This is a genomic window from Rufibacter latericius, from assembly GCF_003721515.1.
Lineage (GTDB): Bacteria > Bacteroidota > Bacteroidia > Cytophagales > Hymenobacteraceae > Nibribacter > Nibribacter latericius.
Genome location: NZ_RJJD01000005.1, coordinates 47,036 through 69,197, shown reverse-complemented (window position 1 = coordinate 69,197; position 22,162 = coordinate 47,036). Strand labels below are relative to the sequence as shown.

Annotated in this window: 16 protein-coding genes; 11 read left to right on the top strand and 5 right to left on the bottom strand. The window is 53.1% G+C overall.

The annotated features are described in order from the left end of the window. The first annotated feature begins 23 nt into the window (after nucleotides 1–23). The 8 genes from EFB08_RS09875 (at nucleotide 24) to EFB08_RS09840 (ending at nucleotide 8,853) form a co-directional block, all read left to right on the top strand. A complete protein-coding gene (locus EFB08_RS09875) occupies nucleotides 24–893 on the top strand; it encodes a hypothetical protein (RefSeq protein ID WP_123127041.1) in 870 nt (289 codons plus the stop codon). 501 nt (nucleotides 894–1,394) lie between these two features. Continuing rightward, nucleotides 1,395–2,114 (top strand): ABC transporter ATP-binding protein, encoded by a 720-nt coding sequence (locus tag EFB08_RS09870; protein WP_123126795.1) that lies wholly within the window; start codon nucleotides 1,395–1,397, stop codon nucleotides 2,112–2,114. A 12-nt stretch (nucleotides 2,115–2,126) separates the two neighbouring features. After that, nucleotides 2,127–3,371: an ABC transporter permease gene (locus EFB08_RS09865; RefSeq protein ID WP_123126794.1), complete on the top strand. Its 1,245-nt coding sequence runs from the start codon at nucleotides 2,127–2,129 to the stop codon at nucleotides 3,369–3,371. A 161-nt stretch (nucleotides 3,372–3,532) separates the two neighbouring features. Then, nucleotides 3,533–4,783 (top strand): ABC transporter permease, encoded by a 1,251-nt coding sequence (locus EFB08_RS09860; RefSeq protein WP_123126793.1) that lies wholly within the window; start codon nucleotides 3,533–3,535, stop codon nucleotides 4,781–4,783. 109 nt (nucleotides 4,784–4,892) lie between these two features. Beyond that, complete coding sequence (locus tag EFB08_RS09855; RefSeq protein ID WP_123126792.1) at nucleotides 4,893–6,008, top strand: efflux RND transporter periplasmic adaptor subunit; 1,116 nt, start codon at nucleotides 4,893–4,895, stop codon at nucleotides 6,006–6,008. 82 nt (nucleotides 6,009–6,090) lie between these two features. Next, nucleotides 6,091–6,573: a hypothetical protein gene (locus EFB08_RS09850; RefSeq protein WP_123126791.1), complete on the top strand. Its 483-nt coding sequence runs from the start codon at nucleotides 6,091–6,093 to the stop codon at nucleotides 6,571–6,573. 143 nt (nucleotides 6,574–6,716) lie between these two features. Continuing rightward, nucleotides 6,717–7,823 carry a DUF3616 domain-containing protein gene (locus EFB08_RS09845; protein ID WP_123126790.1) on the top strand — a complete coding sequence of 369 codons (1,107 nt, stop codon included), beginning with the start codon at nucleotides 6,717–6,719 and terminating at the stop codon, nucleotides 7,821–7,823. A gap of 139 nt (nucleotides 7,824–7,962) precedes the next feature. Continuing rightward, a complete protein-coding gene (locus EFB08_RS09840) occupies nucleotides 7,963–8,853 on the top strand; it encodes a carboxypeptidase-like regulatory domain-containing protein (RefSeq protein ID WP_123126789.1) in 891 nt (296 codons plus the stop codon). Nucleotides 8,854–9,234: 381 nt separating this feature from the next. On the opposite strand, the gene EFB08_RS09835 is transcribed toward EFB08_RS09840, so the two are convergent. Both EFB08_RS09835 and EFB08_RS09830 read right to left on the bottom strand, forming a co-directional pair. Further along, nucleotides 9,235–12,192: a glycoside hydrolase family 3 N-terminal domain-containing protein gene (locus tag EFB08_RS09835; protein ID WP_394342969.1), complete on the bottom strand. Its 2,958-nt coding sequence runs from the start codon at nucleotides 12,190–12,192 to the stop codon at nucleotides 9,235–9,237. Between the two features lie 267 nt (nucleotides 12,193–12,459). Continuing rightward, nucleotides 12,460–13,515, bottom strand: coding sequence for a S66 peptidase family protein (locus EFB08_RS09830; RefSeq protein WP_123126788.1), 1,056 nt, complete (start codon nucleotides 13,513–13,515; stop codon nucleotides 12,460–12,462). A gap of 209 nt (nucleotides 13,516–13,724) precedes the next feature. Here EFB08_RS09830 and EFB08_RS09825 point away from each other — a divergent pair, with 209 nt between their 5' ends. Continuing rightward, a complete protein-coding gene (locus tag EFB08_RS09825; RefSeq protein WP_123126787.1) occupies nucleotides 13,725–15,098 on the top strand; it encodes a D-alanyl-D-alanine carboxypeptidase in 1,374 nt (457 codons plus the stop codon). Nucleotides 15,099–15,802: 704 nt separating this feature from the next. Here EFB08_RS09825 and EFB08_RS09820 read toward each other — a convergent pair. Continuing rightward, nucleotides 15,803–16,999 (bottom strand): NlpC/P60 family protein, encoded by a 1,197-nt coding sequence (locus tag EFB08_RS09820; protein WP_123126786.1) that lies wholly within the window; start codon nucleotides 16,997–16,999, stop codon nucleotides 15,803–15,805. A 246-nt stretch (nucleotides 17,000–17,245) separates the two neighbouring features. Here EFB08_RS09820 and EFB08_RS09815 point away from each other — a divergent pair, with 246 nt between their 5' ends. Together EFB08_RS09815 and EFB08_RS09810 are read left to right on the top strand one after the other, a co-directional pair. After that, the gene (locus EFB08_RS09815; protein ID WP_123126785.1) at nucleotides 17,246–17,725 is read left to right on the top strand and encodes a GNAT family N-acetyltransferase; all 480 of its coding nucleotides are present in this window, start codon (nucleotides 17,246–17,248) and stop codon (nucleotides 17,723–17,725) included. Between the two features lie 31 nt (nucleotides 17,726–17,756). Then, the gene (locus EFB08_RS09810; protein WP_123126784.1) at nucleotides 17,757–20,159 is read left to right on the top strand and encodes a TonB-dependent receptor; all 2,403 of its coding nucleotides are present in this window, start codon (nucleotides 17,757–17,759) and stop codon (nucleotides 20,157–20,159) included. Nucleotides 20,160–20,264: 105 nt separating this feature from the next. On the opposite strand, the gene EFB08_RS09805 is transcribed toward EFB08_RS09810, so the two are convergent. Both EFB08_RS09805 and EFB08_RS09800 read right to left on the bottom strand, forming a co-directional pair. Next, nucleotides 20,265–20,699 carry a lysozyme inhibitor LprI family protein gene (locus tag EFB08_RS09805; RefSeq protein WP_123126783.1) on the bottom strand — a complete coding sequence of 145 codons (435 nt, stop codon included), beginning with the start codon at nucleotides 20,697–20,699 and terminating at the stop codon, nucleotides 20,265–20,267. A 19-nt stretch (nucleotides 20,700–20,718) separates the two neighbouring features. Beyond that, nucleotides 20,719–22,011, bottom strand: coding sequence for a M20/M25/M40 family metallo-hydrolase (locus EFB08_RS09800; RefSeq protein WP_123126782.1), 1,293 nt, complete (start codon nucleotides 22,009–22,011; stop codon nucleotides 20,719–20,721). Nucleotides 22,012–22,162: the final 151 nt, after the last annotated feature.

Sequence of the window (22,162 nt, the reverse complement as noted above, 5' to 3'; positions counted from 1 at the left end):
CGTACTTATACGAAAACCTAACTATGAAAAAGAAACACTTGTCTTTTGTAGCGATAGCAGCCATGCTTCTAGCCGCTGCCTGTGACGGAAAACGCTCTGACACCGCGACTGGAACAGATACCACCGCCACCACCGACCATTCTGGCATGGCCCACGATACCGCCGGAGTACAGCACCAGGGTGCTATGGGTACGCCCATGGAAAAAGGTGGCTTGAAAGTCTATTCCTACAGCAACTCCGTTGATTTCCCAGATGCTGACCTGGACCTGAACCAACCCGAGGAGAACGGCAAGGTGACAGGCGACTCGGTGCAGTTCAATTACGAAGTGAAGAACTTCCAGTTGAGCCAGCAAACCACCGATGCCGGAACCCACGAGCACGCCAACTCCAAAGAAGGCCAGCACATCCACAACATTGTGGACAACGAGCCTTACACTGCGCATTACAAGCCAACGTTCAAGAAAGCCATCAAGCCAGGCCAACATGTAGTCTTGTCTTTCCTTTCTCGTTCGTACCACGAAAGCATTAAGCACGAAGATGCCTATGACCTGCGCGTGATCAACGTGGGCAATGCCCCGGCCAGTGCCGCTAAGTTCGATGAAAATGGACAGCACCTGTTCTATAGCCGTCCCAAAGGTGAGTACAAAGGTGCCGACACCCGCAAGGTGATGCTGGACTTTTACCTGGTGAATACCAAACTAGCCAAAGACGGAAACAAAGTACGCGCCACCATCAACGGCAATGAGTTCATCTTAGACCAGTGGTTGCCGTACCTGGTAGAGGGTCTGCCCATGGGCGAAAACACCTTCAAACTGGAACTGATCGATAACCAAGGAAAAGTGATTCCTGGGCCTTTCAACACCGTAGAGCGTAAAGTGACGCTGGCACAATAACCGTTTTCGACCTAAAATCATGAAAGCCGCTCCAAAACAGGAGCGGCTTTTTTGTTGGGTAAAATCAGGATGTGGGTGGGTAAAGGTAGAGATAAGACATGTCTTATCTCTACAATGGTTTCGTCTTCTTTTTGTCATCCTGAAAGGATAAGGAGAGCGCTTCAAGGACAGTGCTTCGTCTGGCTATGCTCGCGGCATCTGTTGATAATCCATTTCTGGCCTGTTTTCCAGAAAACAGCCTTAAAACAATTTACGGCCGCTGCATAGGGGAGAGGCCGGCAAAAATTGTCATGGAATAGTTGTAATAAGTGAGAGGCGGATGCTACAAATGAAGTAATTGCTTGCGCAAGCCGCTGTTTTTGAGGAAGTTTATAGAAAGTAGGGCTAAAAACAGCACATCTGGCTTGCTCAGGCAACCAAGCCACGGAAAGCTGCATCTATAGGATATCCGCTTTCCGTGGGGAAGTTCATTTGTTAAGGGCCTTTCACTCAGCGTTGACCATGATACAGCTCCAGAACATCCATAAATACTACTCCATGGCGCAGAACAAGCTCCATGTGCTGAAGGGAATTGATCTGCACGTACGGGAAGGGGAGCTGGTCTCCATCATGGGTTCCTCGGGCTCCGGTAAATCCACGCTGCTCAACATCCTGGGTATCCTGGATGACTACGATACCGGAAGTTACACGCTGGCCGGAACGCCCATCAGGAATCTCTCCCAAGCCAAGGCCGCTTATTATAGAAACAAGTTCCTGGGCTTCGTCTTCCAGAGTTTCAACCTGCTGTCGTTCAAAAACGCCATGGAGAACGTGGCTTTGCCGCTCTATTACCAGAAAGTGGGCCGAAAAGAGCGCAACAAACGCGCCCTGGAGTACCTGGGCCGTGTGGGTCTGAGAGAATGGGCTGAGCACTCGCCCAACGAGATGTCTGGCGGGCAGCGGCAACGCGTGGCCATCGCTAGAGCCCTCATCAGCCAGCCTCGCCTGATTTTAGCCGATGAGCCTACCGGAGCCCTGGATACCACCACATCGTATGAGGTGATGGAGATTTTCAAGGAAGTGCATAAGCAGGGCATCACAGTGGTGATTGTGACCCACGAAAACGACATCGCGGACCAGACCGAACGCGTGATCCGCCTAAAAGACGGCCTTATCCTGGACGATGGCCTGGGAAACAAAACCGAGGAATTTCTGACTCCCGTGGCCTATACGCAAGCTTAACCCCGCCACCCCATGTTTGATGTAGATAAATGGCAGGAGATTCTGGGCACCATCCGGAAAAACAAGCTCCGTACCTTCCTTACCGCCTTCGGGGTGTTCTGGGGCATCTTCATGCTGGTGATGTTGTTGGGCTTCGGGCAGGGGTTGCAGAACGGCGTGTTCAACCGCTTCGGCGATGGAGCCAAAAACGGAATTTTCTTCTCGGGTGGAAAATCTTCCATGCCGCACGCCGGTTTGGGTCCTGGCCGGGAAATCAAACTCACGAACGAGGATTTAGCCACCATTGAGCGCGAAGTGCCGCAGGTACAGATTATCTCGCCGCGTAACCGTTTGTGGGGCGAGTACACCATCAACTACAAAACCGAGAACGGCTCTTACCAGGTCTTCGGTTCTACACCCCAGTTTCTGGAGGTGAACGGCGAACGCCTCAAAGTAGGCCGGCTGCTTAATGAGAATGACATCAAAGAGAAACGCAAGGTCATTGTTCTGGGCGAGAAGGTGCGCGAGGTGCTGTTCAAAGACAAAACCGGGCTTGAAGAGTACGTGAACATCCAGGGTATTCACTTCAAAGTGGTGGGCATTTTCACGGTTCGCGGCAACAACGGCGGCCGGCGCGAGGAACGGGCGTACATTCCGTTTTCCACTTTGCAGAATACCTACAACCAGCCTAACCAGGTGCAGTTGGTGGCCATGGTGGCTCGGCCCGGCGTGAAGGCGGTGGTAATTGAAGACAAAGTGAAAGCCCTGTTGGCTCAACGCCATAAATTCTCAGCGGAGGATGCCCAGGCGTTGGACATCAACAACGGCGAGAAAGAATACGAGCAAATTATGGGGCTGTTCAACGGCATCAACATGTTTGTGTGGGTAGTAGGCATCGGCACGCTCATCGCCGGTATTGTGGGCGTAAGTAACATCATGTTGATTATTGTGAAGGAACGTACCCGCGAGATTGGAGTTCGGAAAGCCTTGGGTGCTACGCCGGTGTCCATCGTGAGCATGATCCTGCAGGAATCGGTGGTGATTACGGCCTTCTCTGGTTATTTGGGATTGTTGGCCGGGGTAGGTGTACTGGACCTGATGCGTTTTGCCTTGGAGAAATCCGGGGCCGATCTGCCGTTCTTCGCCAATCCGGGAGTGAACCTGGGCGTGGCGGTCTCGGCCACGGTGCTGCTGGTACTGGCCGGGGCTCTGGCCGGTCTGATGCCTGCTCTCAAGGCCGCCAGCATCAAACCCATCGAAGCCTTGCGCGCGGATTAATTATGAATTAGGAATTAAGAAGTAAGAATTGGTGCAGACAGGTGTCCCCACATCTTCTTTTCCAAGAACTCAGAAGCTGTTTTTAAGCCGATTTTATAAAACAGGTTCAAAACGATTTATTGACTCAGAACTAAAGACTCAGAACTCAGAACTCCCCAAAAATGATAGATGTAGACAAATGGGCTGAGATTTACGCCACCGTCCGGAAACACAAGCTACGGACGGCGCTCACGGCGTTTGGCGTGTTCTGGGGCATCTTCATGCTGGTGCTTCTGCTGGGCGCGGGCAAAGGGCTGGAACACGGCATTACCAACGACTTCAACATCGCCAAGAACGCGGTTTTCGTCTGGACGCAGCGTACCAGCGTTCCTTACATGGGCCTGAAGGCCGGTAGGTTCGTGCACCTGACCAATGACGATGTGAAAGCCATTCAGGAGCAGTTGCCGGAAGTGGGCATTCTTTCGCCCAGCAACGGTCTGGACGGAACCTTCATCGTGAGCTACGGTGATAAGAACTCGTCCTTTAACGTGAGCGGCGATTACCCCGAGATGCTGTACGTAGATCCGCTGACCATCAGCACGGGCCGTTTCGTGAACCGCATTGATATTGAGGAGAAACGCAAGGTGGCGGTGATAGGTCCGCGGGTGCAGGAAGTGCTGTTCAAGACCGGCGTGGACCCCATCGGGAAATACATCAACATCAAGGGAAGCCATTTCCAGATAGTGGGCATGTTTACGCCTGTGGGCAAAGGCGAGGACATTGTCAACGCATCTCAGACCATCTATATTCCCAATACCACGCTGCAGCAGACGTTCAACCAGCCTAACCGCATTGGGCACTTCAAGATTATTCCCGCACCCGGCGTACCTGCCGAGGTGGTGGAAGAAAAGGTGAAAACCCTGCTTGCCCAACGCCACCAGGTAGCGCCCACCGACCTGAAAGCCTTTGGTTCAGCCAACGTGGAGAAAGAGTTTAAAGACGTGCAGGGGCTGTTCGCGGGTATCTCGGGGTTCAGCTGGATCGTGAGCATCGGGACTATCATCGCGGGCATCATTGGCGTGGGCAACATCATGCTCATCGTGGTGAAAGAGCGCACCAAAGAGATCGGCATCCGGAAGGCGCTGGGTGCCACGCCATGGTCGGTGATCAGTTTGATTTTGCAGGAATCGGTGGTGATTACCAGTATTGCCGGCATCTCGGGGCTGATTGCCGGCACCGGGCTGGTGGCCTTGATCAATTACCTGATGGTGCGGTTTGAGATAGATGCCGGCTTCTTCGCTAGCCCTGAGGTAGATCCCAGGGTAGCCTTGATGGCCATTGTACTGTTGGTGGTCATGGGAGCCTTAGCCGGGCTTATTCCGGCTACCAAAGCCGCGCGGGTAAACCCTGTGGAAGCATTGAAGGATGAATAATTACCGCTTTGAGCCTGAATTATAGAATATGACTCTAAAACACCTCTGCGGCATGAAGAGAGCCGGGGATTTGAAATAGCACATTAAAACACATTAGCACATTAAAGCAATGAAAAAGGTATTCCTAGGCTTGTTCATCGTCTTGTTTCTGGCCGGTAGCGTCTGGATTGGGTATTACTTCTACAAGAAATCGAACGCTGATCCGGTGGTGTATAAGACTGAGAAGCCGTTTTACACCAACATCGTGAAGAAGACGGTGGCGACGGGCTCTATTGTGCCGCGTAAGGAAATCCAGATAAAGCCACAGGTGAGTGGCATTGTGGAGGAACTGTACGTGGAAGCGGGCCAAACGGTGAGGGCGGGGCAAACCATCGCCAAGATCAGGATTGTGCCTAACATGGTGAGCGTGAACAACGCCGAGACCAGCGTACAGACCGCTCGCATCGCGTTTGAGCAGGCCAAGCGCGAACTGGCCCGCCAGAAGTTGCTCTATGACCAGAAAGTAATTGCCGAGCAGGAATACAACAAGTTTGTGCTGGACTATAAGCTCCGGCGGGAAGACCTGACCTCGGCGGAGAACAACCGGCAACTGGTGAAATCGGGTACCTCCCGGCGCACCGGAGGGTCCAACATCATCATCTCCACCGTAGACGGCATGGTGCTGGATGTGCCCGTGAAAGTGGGTGCCTCAGTGATTGAGCGCAACAACTTCAACGAAGGCACCACCATCGCGGCCGTAGCCGACATGAAGAGCCTCATCTTTGAAGGCAAGATTGACGAGTCTGAGGTAGGCAAGCTGCGTGAGGGCATGGATCTGAACCTCACCATCGGGGCCATCGAGAACAAGGTGTTCAAGGCCAAGCTGGAGTACATCGCGCCCAAAGGCGTGCTGGAGGAAGGCGCCGTGAAGTTCCAGGTGAAAGCGCAGGTGATGCTGCAGCCCGGCGATTTCCTGCGGGCCGGCTACAGCGCCAACGCAGATATTGTGCTGGACCAGAAAGAGAACGTGCTGGCCATCAAGGAAGGTTTGCTGCAGTTCGGGAAAAAAGGCAAAGACAGTGTGTTTGTGGAGGTAGAGACCGGGCCGCAGCAGTTCAAGAAGAAACTGGTGAAAACCGGCTTGTCTGACGGCATCAACATACAGGTGGTAGACGGCCTCAAAGCCAGCGACAAAGTGAAAGTAGTGGAGGCGGCTTCGCCGGATGAGGGAAAAAAGGCATCGTAAACTAACCGGGTAAGTCCTGAGAGAAAACAGCCGGCAACTGCTGCCGGTCCTAAATAAATGTCATATTAAATAAACTAAAAAAATGATGAAATGGATAACCTCAGGAGCGTTAAGCCTTGTCTTCTCCCTTCTGTTTTTCACCGCCCAGGCCGGGGGCATCAGCCCGACTGAGCTGAAAATGGACAAGATCATGAACACCTACGCCATCAAGATGAAAGCGGCCTTTTTAGAGAAAAACGACCAGAAAACGATGGACATGATCAAGAGTGCCTCCCAGGAAGCCGGTACTCAGATAAACCAGATGAAGTCCGAGATAGAACAGTGGGCGAAAGCTCTCAAAGGAATGAAAGGCCCCGAAAAGGAGGCGTTTGAGAAGCGGTACGCAGAAAAGCCTTACTTCAAAACCATCTTTACCCTTATGCTGGACCCTGCCGTGAGCCAACGCCTGCAAGCCAATCCGGCGCTGGCCAAAGCCTTGGAAGACGGAAACGCCGCGTTCCCTAACTTCAAATCCAGGGAGGAAAGTAACATAGAGGAAGAGTCTTCAGAAGGAGATCAGGAATAACCTCTTTTGCGGGAATCCAAAACAGAACGCGACAACTCCGCAGAGGGTTGTCGCGTTCTGTTTTAGCTGCGTTTTACTGAAAATAAGCATAAATCGGTTTATTTTACCAGTGCACTTGCCCTGTACCCTACGCCCCAGAAACTATGAAAGAACGTGCTTTCTCCCTTAAACTGAAGTTTGACCCTACCAACAGCATCACCGCCACCGGCAAACACGTGCGAGACGGCCTCTCCACGGTGCTGCGCACCGGCGATTACCTCTGGATGAGCTGCGATGAGCAGACCACCCTGGAACGCCTGAAAAAAACCGGGGAACACTCCTTTGGCGAGCACGTGCACTTTGACCTCACTCAGTACCTGGACCTGCCTGATGGCAAAAACTCTGAGATAGACATTGAGGGCCTGGGCGAAGGCGGCGGCTACCTGTGGCTGGTGGGTTCGCACAGCCTCAAACGCAAAAAGCCCCGAAAGGAAGACTCCATGGAAAAGCAAGCCAAGCGCCTGGCCAAGGTTTCCTCTGATCCTAACCGGTACCTGCTGGCCCGTATTCCGCTGGTGCAGGATGCCGAAACCGGGGAGTACACGCTCTGCAAAAAATGCTCAGACCTGGATGATCCTTCCAAAACCCTTCGGGCGGCTCAACTGGTGGGTTCCAAAAAGCAAAACCAACTGATGGAGGCGTTTCAGGACGACATCCACCTCAAAGATTTCCTGCCCATCCCCGGCAAAGACAACGGGTTTGACATAGAAGGCATGGCGGTGCACGAAGACCGCATCTTCGTGGGTTTGCGCGGTCCAGTGCTGCGGGGCTGGTCAATGGTGGTGGAGTTGCAACTGGAAGACGGCGAAGAGAAAGGCACCCTACAACTGAAACCCAACAAAGACGGATCGCTCTACAAAAAACATTATCTGCACATGGTGGGCAAAGGCGTGCGGGAACTTCGGGCCAAAGACAATGACCTCTACATCCTGGCAGGCCCTACCATGGACCTGGACGGCACTATTGCCGTGTACCGCTGGCCCAATGCCATGGTCCAATCTCTGGAAGGAGAGCAAGTGGTGCACCGCAAAGAACTGGACCACCTCTTTGATGTGCCCCACGGCAGCGGCCCCCACTCCGGACAGGACAAAGCAGAAGGGCTGGGGATTTTTGATGAAGATCACTTGGTTGTGGTCTTTGACAGTCCCAGGGAGGATCGCAAAGTGGGAGAGAACACCGTTCTTGCAGATGTGTACAAGATCAAGCTTTAGCTAAATTTCAGAGTTCTGCCAATAAGCGTTCTAAGGGAACGTTGAAAACAATGATTCCTCTCTTCAACGGTTTCTGTTTTCAAGCCGATTTCTTGTAAATGGCTCGTAAACAGATATCTTTTCCTGAACATCTTAACGCATGAAACACGCCTTTTTTCTGCTTTTCTTTGTCTTCGGCACTGCAATGGCGGGGTTCTGCCAGGTGAAAGGAATCATTGTTGATAAGGAAACAAATAAACCGGTGGCGTTCGCCAACATCTGGGTAGAGAACGAGAACCTGGGCGCTACTTCTTCAGAAAAGGGGGAGTTCAGTCTGGGGCAGTCTGATATGCAGGGCAAAACGCTCGTCATCTCCTGCCTGGGCTACGAGAAAGCCCGCGTGACCATTCCGGGCGAGGTGCTGCGGGTGGCGCTCACGCCCTCAGCAATTGCCTTAAAGGAGGTCACGGTGAAGAAGAGTACCAAGCGCAACAAACTCATCGTGAACCGGCTGGATGACAACACCGAATACTCCTTCGGGAGCAACGGAACTCCTTGGATTGTAGCGCAGTACATTCCGTATAAACCAACCTATGCAGCCACGCCTTTCCTGGACGAGGTTTCGCTGGTGTCATTAAGCAACCTCAAAAATGCCACGTTCAAGCTTCGTCTCCTGCAGGTAGGAGAGAACGGCGCTCCGGGCAGCGACCTACTTTCGGTGCCGCTTCTTGGCGTAGCGCCCAAGGGCATCAAAACCGTCAAACTAGACCTAAGCCAGCACGACCTCAAAATTCCAGAGCAGGGTTTTTTCATTGCCTTTGAGTGGCTTATCCTGAAACAAAACCGCTACGAGGCGATAGACCCGGAAACCGGCGCCAAGGAAGTGCCCGCCAGAATCACCTACGAACCCAGCATCCGGTGCTACGGTCCCGACCAACGAACTCCCAACGGCTGGATTTACCACCAAGGCAAATGGACCAGCACCAGCCAGCGCGAAGGAGATGCCATTACCTCAGCCACGCCACATTTTCAGCTCACCTTGAGTAATTAGATTTTTAAAGGCGACTTATTACACCCGCTGCTAAATAAAACGCCTGTTCAATACCTCTACAATTCTCCTCACTTGTCATCCTGAAAGGACCTTGTGGGCAAACTAGAAAAGCGTTGTAGAAAACGTTATTACTGTGTGCCCACAAGGTCTTTCCAAGATGACAAGTAAGGGGTGGTAAGAGGAATCCTATTTGGAAGGAAGACAACAATTAGGAAGAGAAAAGAGCAGCAGAGCAGGGAAGAATCCTAAAAACGGCAGGCAAAGAAAGAACGCTCCTGCACTTTAGGCCTCTTTTCTGAAAATCACTTTCAAAACAACTTCATAAAAAACGCCCGCTCTGGTTATCCAGAGCGGGCGTTTTGCTATCACTGAAAGTAACAGTTAGTCGCGCTTGGTTTGCAAAGCACCGGTGCTTTTGGGAGCAGTGTTTTTAGGTTTGCCCATGGCGTCGTAGACTACCTGCATCACTTTGGTACGGGTGTTCAGTTTGCTTAGTACAGAGCTTTCACGGGTAGGATGCACGCGGTTAGACAGGAACACATACACCAGTTGGTTCACGGGGTCAACCCAGGTATAGATGCCGGTGAAACCGGTGTGCCCGAAGCTTTCTGCCGGGGCGCTTGGGGCGGCGTTGCCGTTCTCGGTGCCGGGCTTAGACGGACGGTCGAACCCGAGGGCGCGGTAGTTGTCTGGGCAGAACTGGCACTTGCTGAACGTGCTCACCGTTTTATTGGCGATGTAGCGTTTGCCAGCGTAAATGCCGTCGTTGAGGTACATCTGCATCACCTTGGCCAAGTCATTTGCATTCCCGAACAGCCCGGCGTGTCCGCTGATGCCGCCCAACATGGCCGCGCCCTCGTCATGTACGGTGCCGTGCAACAGCTGCTTCCGGAACAAGGTGTCTACCTCAGTGGGCACGATGCGTGACAGCGGGTAGTGCTTGTATGGGTTGAAGGTGAGGGTGGTAGCTCCTAACGGTGCGTAGATGTTCTTTTTCAGGTAAGTCTCAAAGTCTTCGCCGGTAATGTTCTTTACCACCAACGGGGCCAGAATGAAAGACAGATCTGAATACACGTAACCCGGTTTGTCGTTCAGCGGAGATTCCTTAATTTCCTTGTAGATCTCGTCGGCGTAATCTTTCCGGATGAACAGGTTCTGCGCCACTTTGTAAGGGTACTTGTCAGAAGAATCGGCTTTGAAGACGTTGCCTTTCAGTTCTCCGTTCTTTTTCACGGCCTCTTTCCAGAACGGAATCCAGGATTTCAGGCGGGCCTGGTGCGTGAGAATGTCGCGGTACTTCAGGTCGGCTTTGTTTGATTCCTGCATCAGGGGCAGGTACTCGCCCAAAGTTTTGTCCACATCGAACTTGCCTTCGCCGTTCAGTTTCATGAGGGCCGCCAACGAGGTGGTGATCTTGGTCACCGAGGCCAGGTCATACAGATCGGTGTTTCTGACGGCAGCCTTGTTATCATAGGTGTGGTACCCGAACGACTTGTAGTAGATCACTTTTCCGTTCTTGGCCACCAATACCTGCGCACCCGGTGTGGCTTTGGCCCGAATGGCTTGGTTCACCAAAGTATCGATCTGGGCAAGGTCCTGCGATTTCAGGCCTACTGCTTCTGGCACGGTGTAGGCTAAACGCACCCCGCCGTCGGTTTTCAGGCCGTCGTTGATCCGGAAGGAATTGGACACGTTCACCGGCAGTTTGCCTTTGGCAGCTACCCCCCCGAAAATGATCTGGGCGGCTATGTCTTGGGTGAGTTCGTTTTCCTGGTACGTGGCCAGCACACCGTGGGCCTTCTCAATGTCCTCGAACCGGGTGAGGCTGTACACGTTGCCAAACACACTCACAATGGTCTGCTTGGAACGGATCAGGTCTTTCAGGAACAGGTTCATCTCGGCGGTGATGCCAAAGGTGCCGCTGCCGCTGGCTTTCAACTGCAGTTTGTGCACCCCTACCAGAATGGTGTTGTAGCTTTTCAGTTTGTCTTTCAGCACCTGAAGATCAGCGATGGAGCTGGTAGGCGGCAAGAAGAAATTATCTACCAACGCGTATTTAGACAGGCTCCGCTGGAACTCGGTCTCAGTGCTGGTACCCAGGGCCAACGCGGCAATCTTCAAGGTGTCCAGCGTTTTGATAGGTAGAACCTGGTTTTTGTTGCGCAACAGCGTGACCGAAGCTTCTGTTAATTGACGCTTGATATACTCAGCGGTAGGGTTATTTAGGTCGGCAATGAGGTTCTTGGTTTCAATGGGCTGCCATTTGTCCAGTCCGGCCCATTGTTTGGCGGCCAGTACTTTCTTGCAACGGGCGTCTACTTCGGCCTGAGTGATTTCTTTGTTCACGATGGCTTTCTTCACCTCCTCAATGGTGGTTTTCACGTCCATGGTGTTCAGGAGCACATCGTTCCCCGCCAGTAACGCTTTCACGTCCACAATACCGGGGGCATAGAACTTGGCCACGCCTTGCATGTTCAGGGCATCGGTAAAAACCAGGCCTTTGTAACCCATTTCTTTCTTGAGCAGATCGCTTACGATGTTCTTGGAAAGGGTAGAGGCTACGTCTTTGGTGTTGTCCAGAACGGGAATGTTCATGTGGGCCACCATGAGGCTGCCCAACCCATTTTTCATGAGTTCTCTGAACGGGTACAATTCAGTAGAGTCCAGACGAAGTTTAGAGAAATGCAGCACCGGCAAGCCGTAATGCGAGTCTACGTTGGTATCACCGTGGCCAGGGAAGTGTTTGGCGTTGGCCATTACCTTGTTGTCCTGCATGCCTTTCATGTAAGCCATGGCCTTGCGGGTCACGTTGTATTTGTCCTCGCCGAAGGAGCGGAACCCGATCACGGGATTGTTTGCGTTGTTGTTCACGTCTACCACGGGCGCGAAGTTCACGTGAATACCCAGGCGGCGGCATTGGCGGGCAATCTCGGCGCCCATGTCATAAATCAAGCTCTCGTCTTCAATTCCGCCCAAACTCATCTGGTACGGGAACGACACCGTGCTGTCCAGGCGCATGCCCAAACCCCACTCGCCGTCAATGGAAATCATCAAAGGCACCTTGCTTTCGCGCTGATAACGGTTGGTCATGTGCGCCTGCCGCACGGGGCCGCCTTGGAAGAAGATAAGGCCACCTACCTTGTAAGTCGTCACCAACCGGCTGATGGAATCTATGTGTACCTGGTTTTTATTGGAGTACACCGGAATCATAATCAGCTGCGCAATGCGTTCCTCAGGCGTTAAGGTCTTGAACACCGAGTCTACCCATTTCTGGTTTGCGCCCAAATGCGGCGGATCGGTTTTAGGGTTGAAAACCGGAACGGCGGGTTTCTTAGCCACCGCTTTCTTGGAGGCTACTTTTTTGGCCGGTGTTTTTTTAGAAGTAGATTTTTTGGCGATGATAGTCTTTTTAGCACCAGCTTTACTTCCACGGGTTTGGGCATGGATGGTAAAGATGCCAGCTACAAAGAGTAAAAGGAACGCGAGGGGAAGGTAACGATGTTTTTTCAAGGCAAATGACAAGAAGATGGTGGGGTGTAGCGGTAAACGGGCGCAATTTACGGCAATATTCTCAAAAACAGGGCCAAAGCCCGGTAAAGTTCAAAATTAAGCCACCGCGCTCTGTAGTAGTTTGATGGTGCCAGCGGAGGCATCCATCTCGGCTTCTGCCCCCACCGGAACCGTGAATTTATGGGTGATGTGCCCAATCATAGCCCCGGAATACACCGGCACTTTCAAAGGCTGCAAGTGCTGCTCCAGCACCTCTTCCAACGTGAGAGAACCGTAGCTGCTTTTGCCGGGCTCGCAGTCAGAGCATTTGCCAAACACCACGCCTTTGACCTGGTCCAGCACGCCAGCTAGTTTCAATTGAGTGAACATACGGTCTACCCGGTATACTGCCTCGTTGGTGTCTTCCAGAAACAGAATGGCGTCTTTCCAGAGAGGGAGGTAGTCAGAGCCCATCAGGGCGGTGAGCACCGTGAGGTTGCCGCCCATGAGTTTGCCGCGGGCCGTGCCGGGCGTAATGGTGGTGATACGGTCTTTGGTGAAAGTAAGGTTATCTCCCAGTTCTTTGGGGTTCTCAAACAGCGCGGGGCTGGCGTCAAACAAGACCTGCCGGAAAGAATCTACCGAGAACTTGTTCCAGGTAGCGGAACCCACCGGGCCATGGAAAGTCACCAACCCGGTTTTGGCGGTAATGGCCAGCAGCAAAGCCGTAATGTCTGAGTACCCGATGAGGGCTTTGGGGTTTTTCTGGATGGTTTTGTAATCCAGCAGCGGAAGCAATCGGGCGCAGCCCCAACCTCCGTGAATAGCCAGAATGCCCTGTACGCTTTTATCTGAGAACATGGCGTTCACATCCTCGGCCCGCGCCTGATCCGTGCCGGCCAGGTACCCGAACCGGTCAAACACGTGCTTTCCCAACTTCACCTTCAGCCCCAACGCCTCCATAGACTCCTTCGTGATCTGGACCACCTCTTTGCTGAACGCCGCGCCGGCCGGACAAATGAGGCCTACCGTGTCACCAGGTTTCAGGCGGGGCGGCAACACCGTCTTCGGGCCTTTTTCTGGGGTGACGCTGGGCGAAAAACCCAATAAGGGAAGTGTGGCGGCAGCCACCGAGAGCGAAGCCAACACCTCGCGACGAGATCGGAAAGCCATAGGTCAGGGGTTAAAGGAAGGGGCCTGATAAGCAGCCCTTAAAATAAAGAGATTGTTTCTGTCTCGCGTGTTTCGGGGCTTATTTTTCAAAATTAGGCTCTTAGCGGAAAAGCATCATAATTCATCCCCAGCCATCGCTTCAATTTCAAGGAGGAATTTTGATGCTGTCAAAATCTTAAAGAGATTACGGGTTCTAAAACGATCCCTCTATGCAGCTCTTTACCTTTGGGCGCCGTTGGCTCTCTTTCCAGTATCTGTTCCTGTTTTTCCTGCTGGGCTGTAAAACCGCCCAAAAAGCGCCGGAAATTGCGACGGGCCCGCCGCCGCCGCCTCCCTACGGTCCCGAGGTCATCAAACAGCAGGTGCTGGCCTCTGAGATTGGGAAGAACCGGTTTGTGGGCTTTGCCTTGTTTGACCCTGCTTTGGGGAAAATGGTGGTAGAACACAACTCTGATAAATACTTCGTGCCCGCCTCCAACACCAAGCTGTTCACCTTCTACGCCAGCTTGAAGATGCTGGGCGATTCTATTCCGGCACTTAAGTACGTAGTGCGCGGCGATTCGCTCATTTTCTGGGGCACCGGCGACCCAACCTTCGCCCACATGGACCTGAAGAACACGATGGCCTATGATTTCCTTAAGAACCGCAAAGAGAAGCTGTACTATCTGGAGGCACCCTTCGCCAGCACACCTTTCGCCACCAACTGGGGCTGGGACGATTACAATTACTATTACCAGCCCGAGCGCAGCATTTTCCCCATCCATGGCAACATTGTGAAGTTCGCCCGTAGGGGAGGTTCAACCCAGCGGTACACTACAACACCCGCCCTCTTCAAGTCCACCATCAAAACCGATACCGCCCGCTACACCCATGGTGATGCGTTCGTGCGGGCCTGGCGCACCAATGACCTGACGTATTACCCCAAACACGCCTCCGCCGATTTTTCCGTGGAAGTACCGTTTATCCCTTCACCCGATATGACCGTGCGGCTGCTCTCCGATACCCTGAAGAAGAAAGTCACCTTGCTCAAGAAGCGGGCTTTGCCCCAAGGTGCGCAAACGTTCTATGGCTTGCCCTCAGACTCGGTGTACAAACGCATGCTGCAGGTCAGCGACAACCTATTTGCCGAGCAGTTGATGGTGCTTTGTTCCGGTACGTTGTCAGATACGTTGTCGGTGGAGCGGGCTATTAAATACGTCGTGAAGAATTACCTGGCCGACTTACCAGATGCGCCGGTGTGGGTAGATGGCTCGGGGCTTTCCAGCATGAACCTGTTCACCCCTCGCAGCATTATTGCCCTTTTGCAGAAACTACAGCAGGAACGTCCAGTGGAACGTCTCTTGCCCCTCATGGCCACCGGCGGAAGACCCGGTACCTTTCGGAACATCTACAAAGCCGAGCCGCCCTTCGTCTTCGGGAAATCTGGTACGCTGGCGCACGTGCACAACCAGAGCGGCTATATCATGACGAAAAGCGGGAAGCTGCTGCTCTTTAGTTTCATGAACAATAACTTCAGCGTCTCCTCTGGTGAAATCCGCAATGAGATGGTCCGTATCATGACGGAAGTGCATGAGAAGTACTAACCAGTGCCTTTATTTTTCAGCGAAGTCCGTTTTAAGGCTCTTTTAACAGAATCAGCCTTGAAACGGGCTTCTTTCTACTTGCCTTCCACTGGTTCAAGTCTGTGACTTGGACCTGTTATGGTCTGAAGTTTGCAACTTCAGTGAGGCGACAGCCTCAGGTTCATATTATGCTCTGCTTTTCATTTAATCCTAGCATAAGCGGGGTTTTTCCCTTGAGGTGAGATAAAGAGGGGTGTTCTCACAAATGACCATAACTGCATCTCAAGTTAGCTAGGAGCCTTTACTTTTAATTACTTTCTACTACCTTCCCTACTAACTTCTGGGCTGAATTACTTATCACCCGCGTTTGTCACTTTTCTCCTTGATGAGAAAAGTAACCAAAAGAATCAAGAAGAAAAGAAACTCGCTGACGCTCAGACAGTCTTTTCTTCATAAATGGTGACACCCTGCTGCCGTCCTCTGTTTCATAGCTCACATGGGCCACTGGCATTAGAACAGTTCAAGCGTGCAACAGGCCGGTTCTCGGCCTCATGGTAGGCCTTCGCCCCGGTCCGCCGCAGGTGAGCTACTTTGCTTTGGAACCGCTGCAATTCCTGCATCGTCCTGCGGACTGGAAGTTGAAAAAATAGAATCGCCTCGTTTTGGACGGGATTTGTGGAAATCAGGTCTAAAACGAGGCGATTCTATTTGAGGTGCTTTTTCTCTTACTGGAACAACGATGCGGTTCTTAGGTCAATGAGGGAAGCTTGTGGGGTAATGCGTTTGGCGCGCAGGAAACGTTTCAGTTCTGAGGCGTCATGGTTGGGGGCGGCGGGGTCCATGCTGTTGATGCGCACGCGGCCTGCTGAGTGGATGAACTCGTTGTTCCCGATCCACATGCCCACGTGCACCACGCGTTCTGGTTTCCCGTCTTTGGCCGGAGAGCCGAAAAACAGTAAATCGCCGGGTTTTAGGTTCTGGAAACCATTAGCGGTATCCACCAGTTCGCCGGAGTTTACCTGCTGGGAGGCATCGCGCGGGAGAACCAGGCCATTCATGAAATACACAGTTTTGGTGAAGCCGCTGCAGTCTACGCCTTTGAAGGAAGTGCCACCCCAGAGATACGGTAAGCCCAGCAGTCGTTTAGAGGTTTCCACCAGGTTCTGCTCGGTGGGTTTGCGGGTGGCGGCCCATTGGCTGTATTTCTCTACCTCAGATGAGGAAACGAAGGCCGTACGTCCATCCGGGAAAGAGACCTCATAGAAGCCCTTGGCCTGGTTTTTCACCACCATCACATCGCCGTAGACCAAATCAGAGACCGTTGCGCCTTTGGTGTTGGGCGCGGCATAGGCAAACCCGTACGGATTGGTGTACAGCAGCTTCTCGCCCTGCTGCCAGGTGGTGAAAGCAGCGTTGTCCATCAGTTTGATAGCGCTGGCGTCAACCCACGCCAGGTATTTGTCTGGAGTTTGCACCAAGAACCAGCCGCCTTTATGTTTCCAGACGCGCAGCGGGGTACCCATGGTGGCTTGGGTAGCTAGCTCGGCGGGGTGCTTGGGCTCAGACCTAAGGTTGGCCACCGATAACGTAACCACCGCGAAAGATTGTTCTTTCAACTCGCCCTGCGGCAATACCTGAATGCTGTCTTGAAAAGAAATACCGGCGGTGCGCAAGCGGTCCAGTAACGCGGTTTTAGCGGCCGGCAAATTCGTTTCGCCCGTCAGCACGGTTCCGTTGGTTTTGACATCGAACAAGGCCACTCGTTTGTCTGGGGCAAACTGTTGACGGATGGTCTCCACATGCGGCGCAAGCACTGAGGGAGCCACGGTGGCCTGCGCGGTGACTGGCTCCGGAGTAGGTTTGCTGCTGGAGCAGGCCGCCAGAAACCCCAGCAGTAAGAGAATAGGTGTTTTCTTTTTCATGTACCTTGGTCTGTGGGCGAAATATAGTACTTTTCGTTTTAACCAGAACAGGAAGAAACCCGAAGTCGTTCAGACAGCGGTTGCAGAACGTTCCTTCTTGTCTCTTTGCTCCGGGTTCCGGCCTTTTTTCAGAAAATGGCGGGCAAACCGAATCAGTAGATCAGGCCCGTTTTAGTCCTCTTTTCGGGGAAACAATCCTGAAACGCACCTCTCTTTGAGTATCTTTGCGGCCAAGAAGAACCAAACATGATGACTATTCCCTCCGCTACCGCAGTTTCCATAATCGACTATACACCTGCCCATGCTGCCCGTTTCCGGGAACTGAACCAAGCCTGGATTGAGCGCTACTTCGAGATGGAAGAGCTGGACTTTAAATCATTGGGTGACCCAGACGGCTACATCATCGCCAAGGGCGGGCACATTTTCATGGCCGAGTACAACGGTGAGATCGTAGGAACCTGCGCCTTGATCAAAGTAGATGACCACACCTACGAGCTGGCCAAGATGGCCGTAGATGACAAAGCCCAAGGCCTGAAGATCGGGAAACGTTTGGGCGAGAAAGCCATTGAGAAAGCCCGGGATCTGGGTGCAACCACGCTCATGCTGCTCTCTAACCGAAAACTGGAAACGGCGCTTCACCTGTACCACAGATTAGGTTTTGTGGAGGTCCCCGATGAACTGAAGGAATACAAACGCGCCGACATTAAGATGGAGCTGGCGCTCTGACCAAGATCCCCATCATCTTTTACATACTTCTATGAAATTTTTTTACTCTCTGTTGCTGGTGGTAGTGCCCCTCGCGGCTTCGGCGCAGAGTGCTACCGTGCAGGACCGGGCCAATCTTCAGCCGCTCACGGGCGTGCGGGTGGTACCCACGCAAGGCGGCAGCGCCCTCCTCACCGATGCCAAAGGCAAGTTCAGTATCCGCGGATTACAGGAAACCGATAGCCTGCGCTTTGAGCGCGTTGATTATCAGCCGCGCACTGTGGCGGTAAACCAACTGGCGGGCATGCGCTACCGGGTGTTGCTTTCTGAGCGGAGCTATTCCCTGGACGAAGTGGTGGTATCGGCTAGTAAGTTTGAGGAGAAACGGGCCGATGTGCCCCAGCAGATCCAGGTACTGAAAGCACGCGATTTGGCTTTCCAGAGCAACCAGACCACTGCCGATGTCTTGCAGCAAACCGGGCAGGTACTGGTGCAGAAAAGCCAGGCCGGCGGCGGAAGCCCTATCCTACGCGGGTTTGAGGCGAACAAGGTCCTCATGGTCATAGACGGGGTGCGTTTGAACAATGCCATTTACCGCGGCGGCCACCTGCAGAACGTGATTACCGTAGACAATGCCTCGCTGGAGAAAGTGGAAGTGGTGTTTGGCCCGGGCTCAGTGGTGTACGGTTCCGATGCTTTGGGTGGCGTAGTCCATTTCTACACCAAGAACCCCCTCTTAGCCGATAGCACCGGCACCCGCGTCACGGGCAGTGCCTTCACGCGCTACGCCACCGCCAATCAGGAGAAGACCGGCCACGTGGATGTGTCAGTGGGCGGACGCCAGTGGGGTAGTTTCACCAGTTTTACCTATTCAGATTTCGATGACCTGCGCCAGGGCGCAACCCGGAACCCGTTCTACGGAAACTGGGGACTTCGGCCATTTTACGCCCAGCGTGTGAACGGTGAAGACGTGATGGTGCCCAACGCTAACATCAACCTACAGAAATTCACTGGTTACAAGCAGTACGATGTCTTGCAGAAAGTCCTGTTTCAGCCCTCGGCCAACACCTCGCATTTGCTGAACGTGCAGTTTTCTACTTCCTCAGACATCCCGCGCTATGACCGCCTCACCGAGGTAGATGCCCAGGGTCGCCTGAACCATGGCGAGTGGTACTACGGACCGCAGGAGCGTTGGCTCGCGGCCTACACCTTCGCCACCAAAGGCCGAGGCTGGCTGGAGAACCTGCGCGTAACGGCTGCTTACCAGAGTGTGGAAGAAAGCCGTCATAACCGTCGGTTCAACCGTGGTCCGCTGCAAAGTCGCTTTGAGCATGTAGACGTCTATACCCTGAACGCCGATATCAGCCGTTTGCTGGGCACGCATGAATTCCGCTATGGTCTGGAAGGAACCTACAATGAAGTCTCTTCAACTGCCCACGGAACCAGCCTGACCACGGGTGAGCGCACGCCCCTAGATACCCGTTACCCCAGCGGCGGTTCTGACATGCGTACCGCCGCTGCTTACTTTACGCACACCTGGGAGATCAGCCCGCGCTGGATTCTTTCTGATGGCGTTCGCGTGAGTAGGGTAGAGCTGAACGCCGATTTCAGGGATAAAACGTTCTTCCCGTTTCCGTTCGATGAGGTAAGCCAGAAAAACACCGCTGTCAACGGCAATCTGGGACTGGTATTCCAGCCTGGGCATGAATGGCGGTTTGCCGCGGTGGCTTCCTCGGGGTTCAGAGCACCGAATGTTGATGATTTGGCGAAGGTGTTTGAGTCAGTAGCCGGGCAATTGGTCGTACCTAACCCCGATTTGAAACCGGAATACACCTACAACGCTGAACTCTCCATCGGGAAGACCATTGCCCGGAGCGTACGGGTAGAGGGCACCGGTTTCTACACCTGGTACCGCGATGCCATCACTACCCAGCCGTTCACGTTCCAGGGACAAAGCGAGCTTGAATACAACTGGCAATTGAGCCGAGTAGTGGCAAGTGTGAACGCAAACAAAGCCTATGTCTATGGGTTAAGTGGCTCCGTGAACGCTGATATCACCCAGGCTTTCCGGTTGGCTTCCACGCTCACCTACACCTATGGCCGTATCCAATCCTCTCCCAGCGAAACGCCCTTAGACCACATTCCACCGGTATTCGGGAAAACCAGTTTGTACCTGACCTTGCCTAGGTTCCGGTCAGAGTTCTTCGTGCAGTACAACGGCTGGAAACACCTGGAAGACTACAATCCCGTGGGAGAAGACAACCTGCAGTACGCCACACCCCAGGGAGTGCCCGCCTGGTACACGCTTAACCTGAGAACCGCCTACCAGTTCCACCCACGGCTTCAGTTCCAGGCCGCGTTGGAGAACATCTTGGACCAGTTCTACCGCGTGTATGCCTCTGGCGTTAGTGCCCCCGGCCGAAACCTGGTACTCACGTTAAGAGGGAATTTCTAAGTAATAAAGATATAACCCGCCGTTTATGCCCCGTTTTCTGAAAACGGGGCATAAACGGCGGGTTTGTTTTAGACCTAACAGCCTGAGCGGAAACCAGAGGTTTAGTTAAATCTCCTTAAGAGTTGTCAGTAGTTCCTCTAACGCCCGTGCTCTTTGCCTGGTGATATCCATTACCTTGTTGGCTCTCACCACTTGCCACATCGTGCCTTGGGCTTTGCCGTAGGTCGCATCAATCAGTTCGATTTCCTTTTCTTTGAACACAACCCATTGTCGCTGGGCTGCCATCAGCTTAGTTTTCCCTACGGCGTCTACCTGGGTTAAAAGCGCTTTGTAGGTGCTGTTCAGTTTTTTGTCCCACTCTTCCAGCGCAGCATAGGTGCAGTTGCACATACCGGCGGTGCTTTGGTTTTCCTGCTTATCAAGGCACTGAGTTAACTTCAGGTCTATTGAATCTGGCTTCTGTTTTTGCTGCGAAAAAGCCAAATCAGCCCAAAAAAGAGAAGCGGCGGTCAACAGAAACGGAACTATGCGTGTGGGCATTAATGGCTGATCGTTGAGGTTACTGTACCTGGGTTTTGTCTACGCGCTTGGGTGTTTTCTTACCTTGCACAAAGTCCTTGGCACCCATGGCCACGGCTTTGATCATGTTGGTCATATGAGCCATGTCCAGGCTTTCCACCTCATCGTCTACGGAGTGGTAGAGTTTGTCCTGGTCAATCTGTACCGAGGAGATGGTGTGGGCCGGTACGCCCAGACGGGCCAGGGTGGCGTTGTCTGAACGGTAAAACAGGTTTTGGCTAGGATAAGGGTCTGGATGGAAGCTGTACGGTGTGCCTTTCACCGCCTGCTGCAGCAACGTGCCGAAGTCTGATTTCTCGAAACCGGTGATGTAGGCGCTGTTGGGCCCGAACTTGGAGCCTTTGCCAATCATCTCGATGTTGAACATGGCCACAATCTCATCGGGGTTCAGTTGCTTGGAGAAATACTGCGAACCGAATCCCCCGATTTCCTCGGCCGTGAAAGCCACGAAGATGAGCGTGCGCTCTGGTTTGGGTTGTTTCTTGAAGTGCTTGGCCAGAGTGATCACGGCGGTGGTGCCTGAGGCATCATCATCGGCGCCGTTGGCGATGGAGTCACCGGCCACGGGTTTCATCATACCAATGTGGTCATAATGGCCCGAGAAAACCACGAATTCGTTCGCGCGCTTGCCCGGAATCATGCCTGCCACGTTGGCTAAAGGCATTTCCTCTACCTCGTTCTTGATCTCGATGTTAAACGAGCTTACCTCGGTGAGCGTGGAAAGCACGAAGATAAGCGTATTGCCTTTGCCCAGTTCCATCACCGGGCGCGCCTGCCTAAAAGAACCAGCAAACCGCTTGAACATCTCCTGATGCTTGGGGTGCACCACTACCAGCACGTCTTTGTCCAGCTTTCGGGCGGTGGTGAGGCCTTGCCTGAAATCATCGTTCTCGCCAATGAACACGGGCTTAGGCGCTTTCTCCTCCCACTCAAATTTGCGGTGCACAGTGCTGTAAAAGAACTCGTCTGGGTTCAGCGACTGCTTGTTGAGGGTAACATCGGCTTTGCCGGGCTTAAGGGCGTACATCTTGAATTCCTGCCGGAAATCTGTGTCGCCGGTGAGCGGTTGCAGGCCTATGGTTTTGAACTCGTTGGAGATGAAATCGGCAGCTTTCTCTATGCCGGGGGTAAACGTCTGGCGACCCATCATGTCATCGGCGGCCAGGGTCTTGATGATGCGGGTGACGTCTTTCTGCTGAATGGTTTTCTGCGCCAAAGCCCCGGTCAGCGGAAGAAGGGAGAGGCAAAGGACAAGCGTTTTTTGAAGGTTCATAGTTTGGGCGAAGGTCTGATGGCAAATAGAATGTAGGGTAAATATACTCGGTTCTGGGTAACTATAACGGGTTCCTGTACCTGCGCTCGTGAATCTTTCCGCCGAAGGCAAAAGGAGGCAAATTCCGGGTGGTTTTTTTAAGCCATCGGCA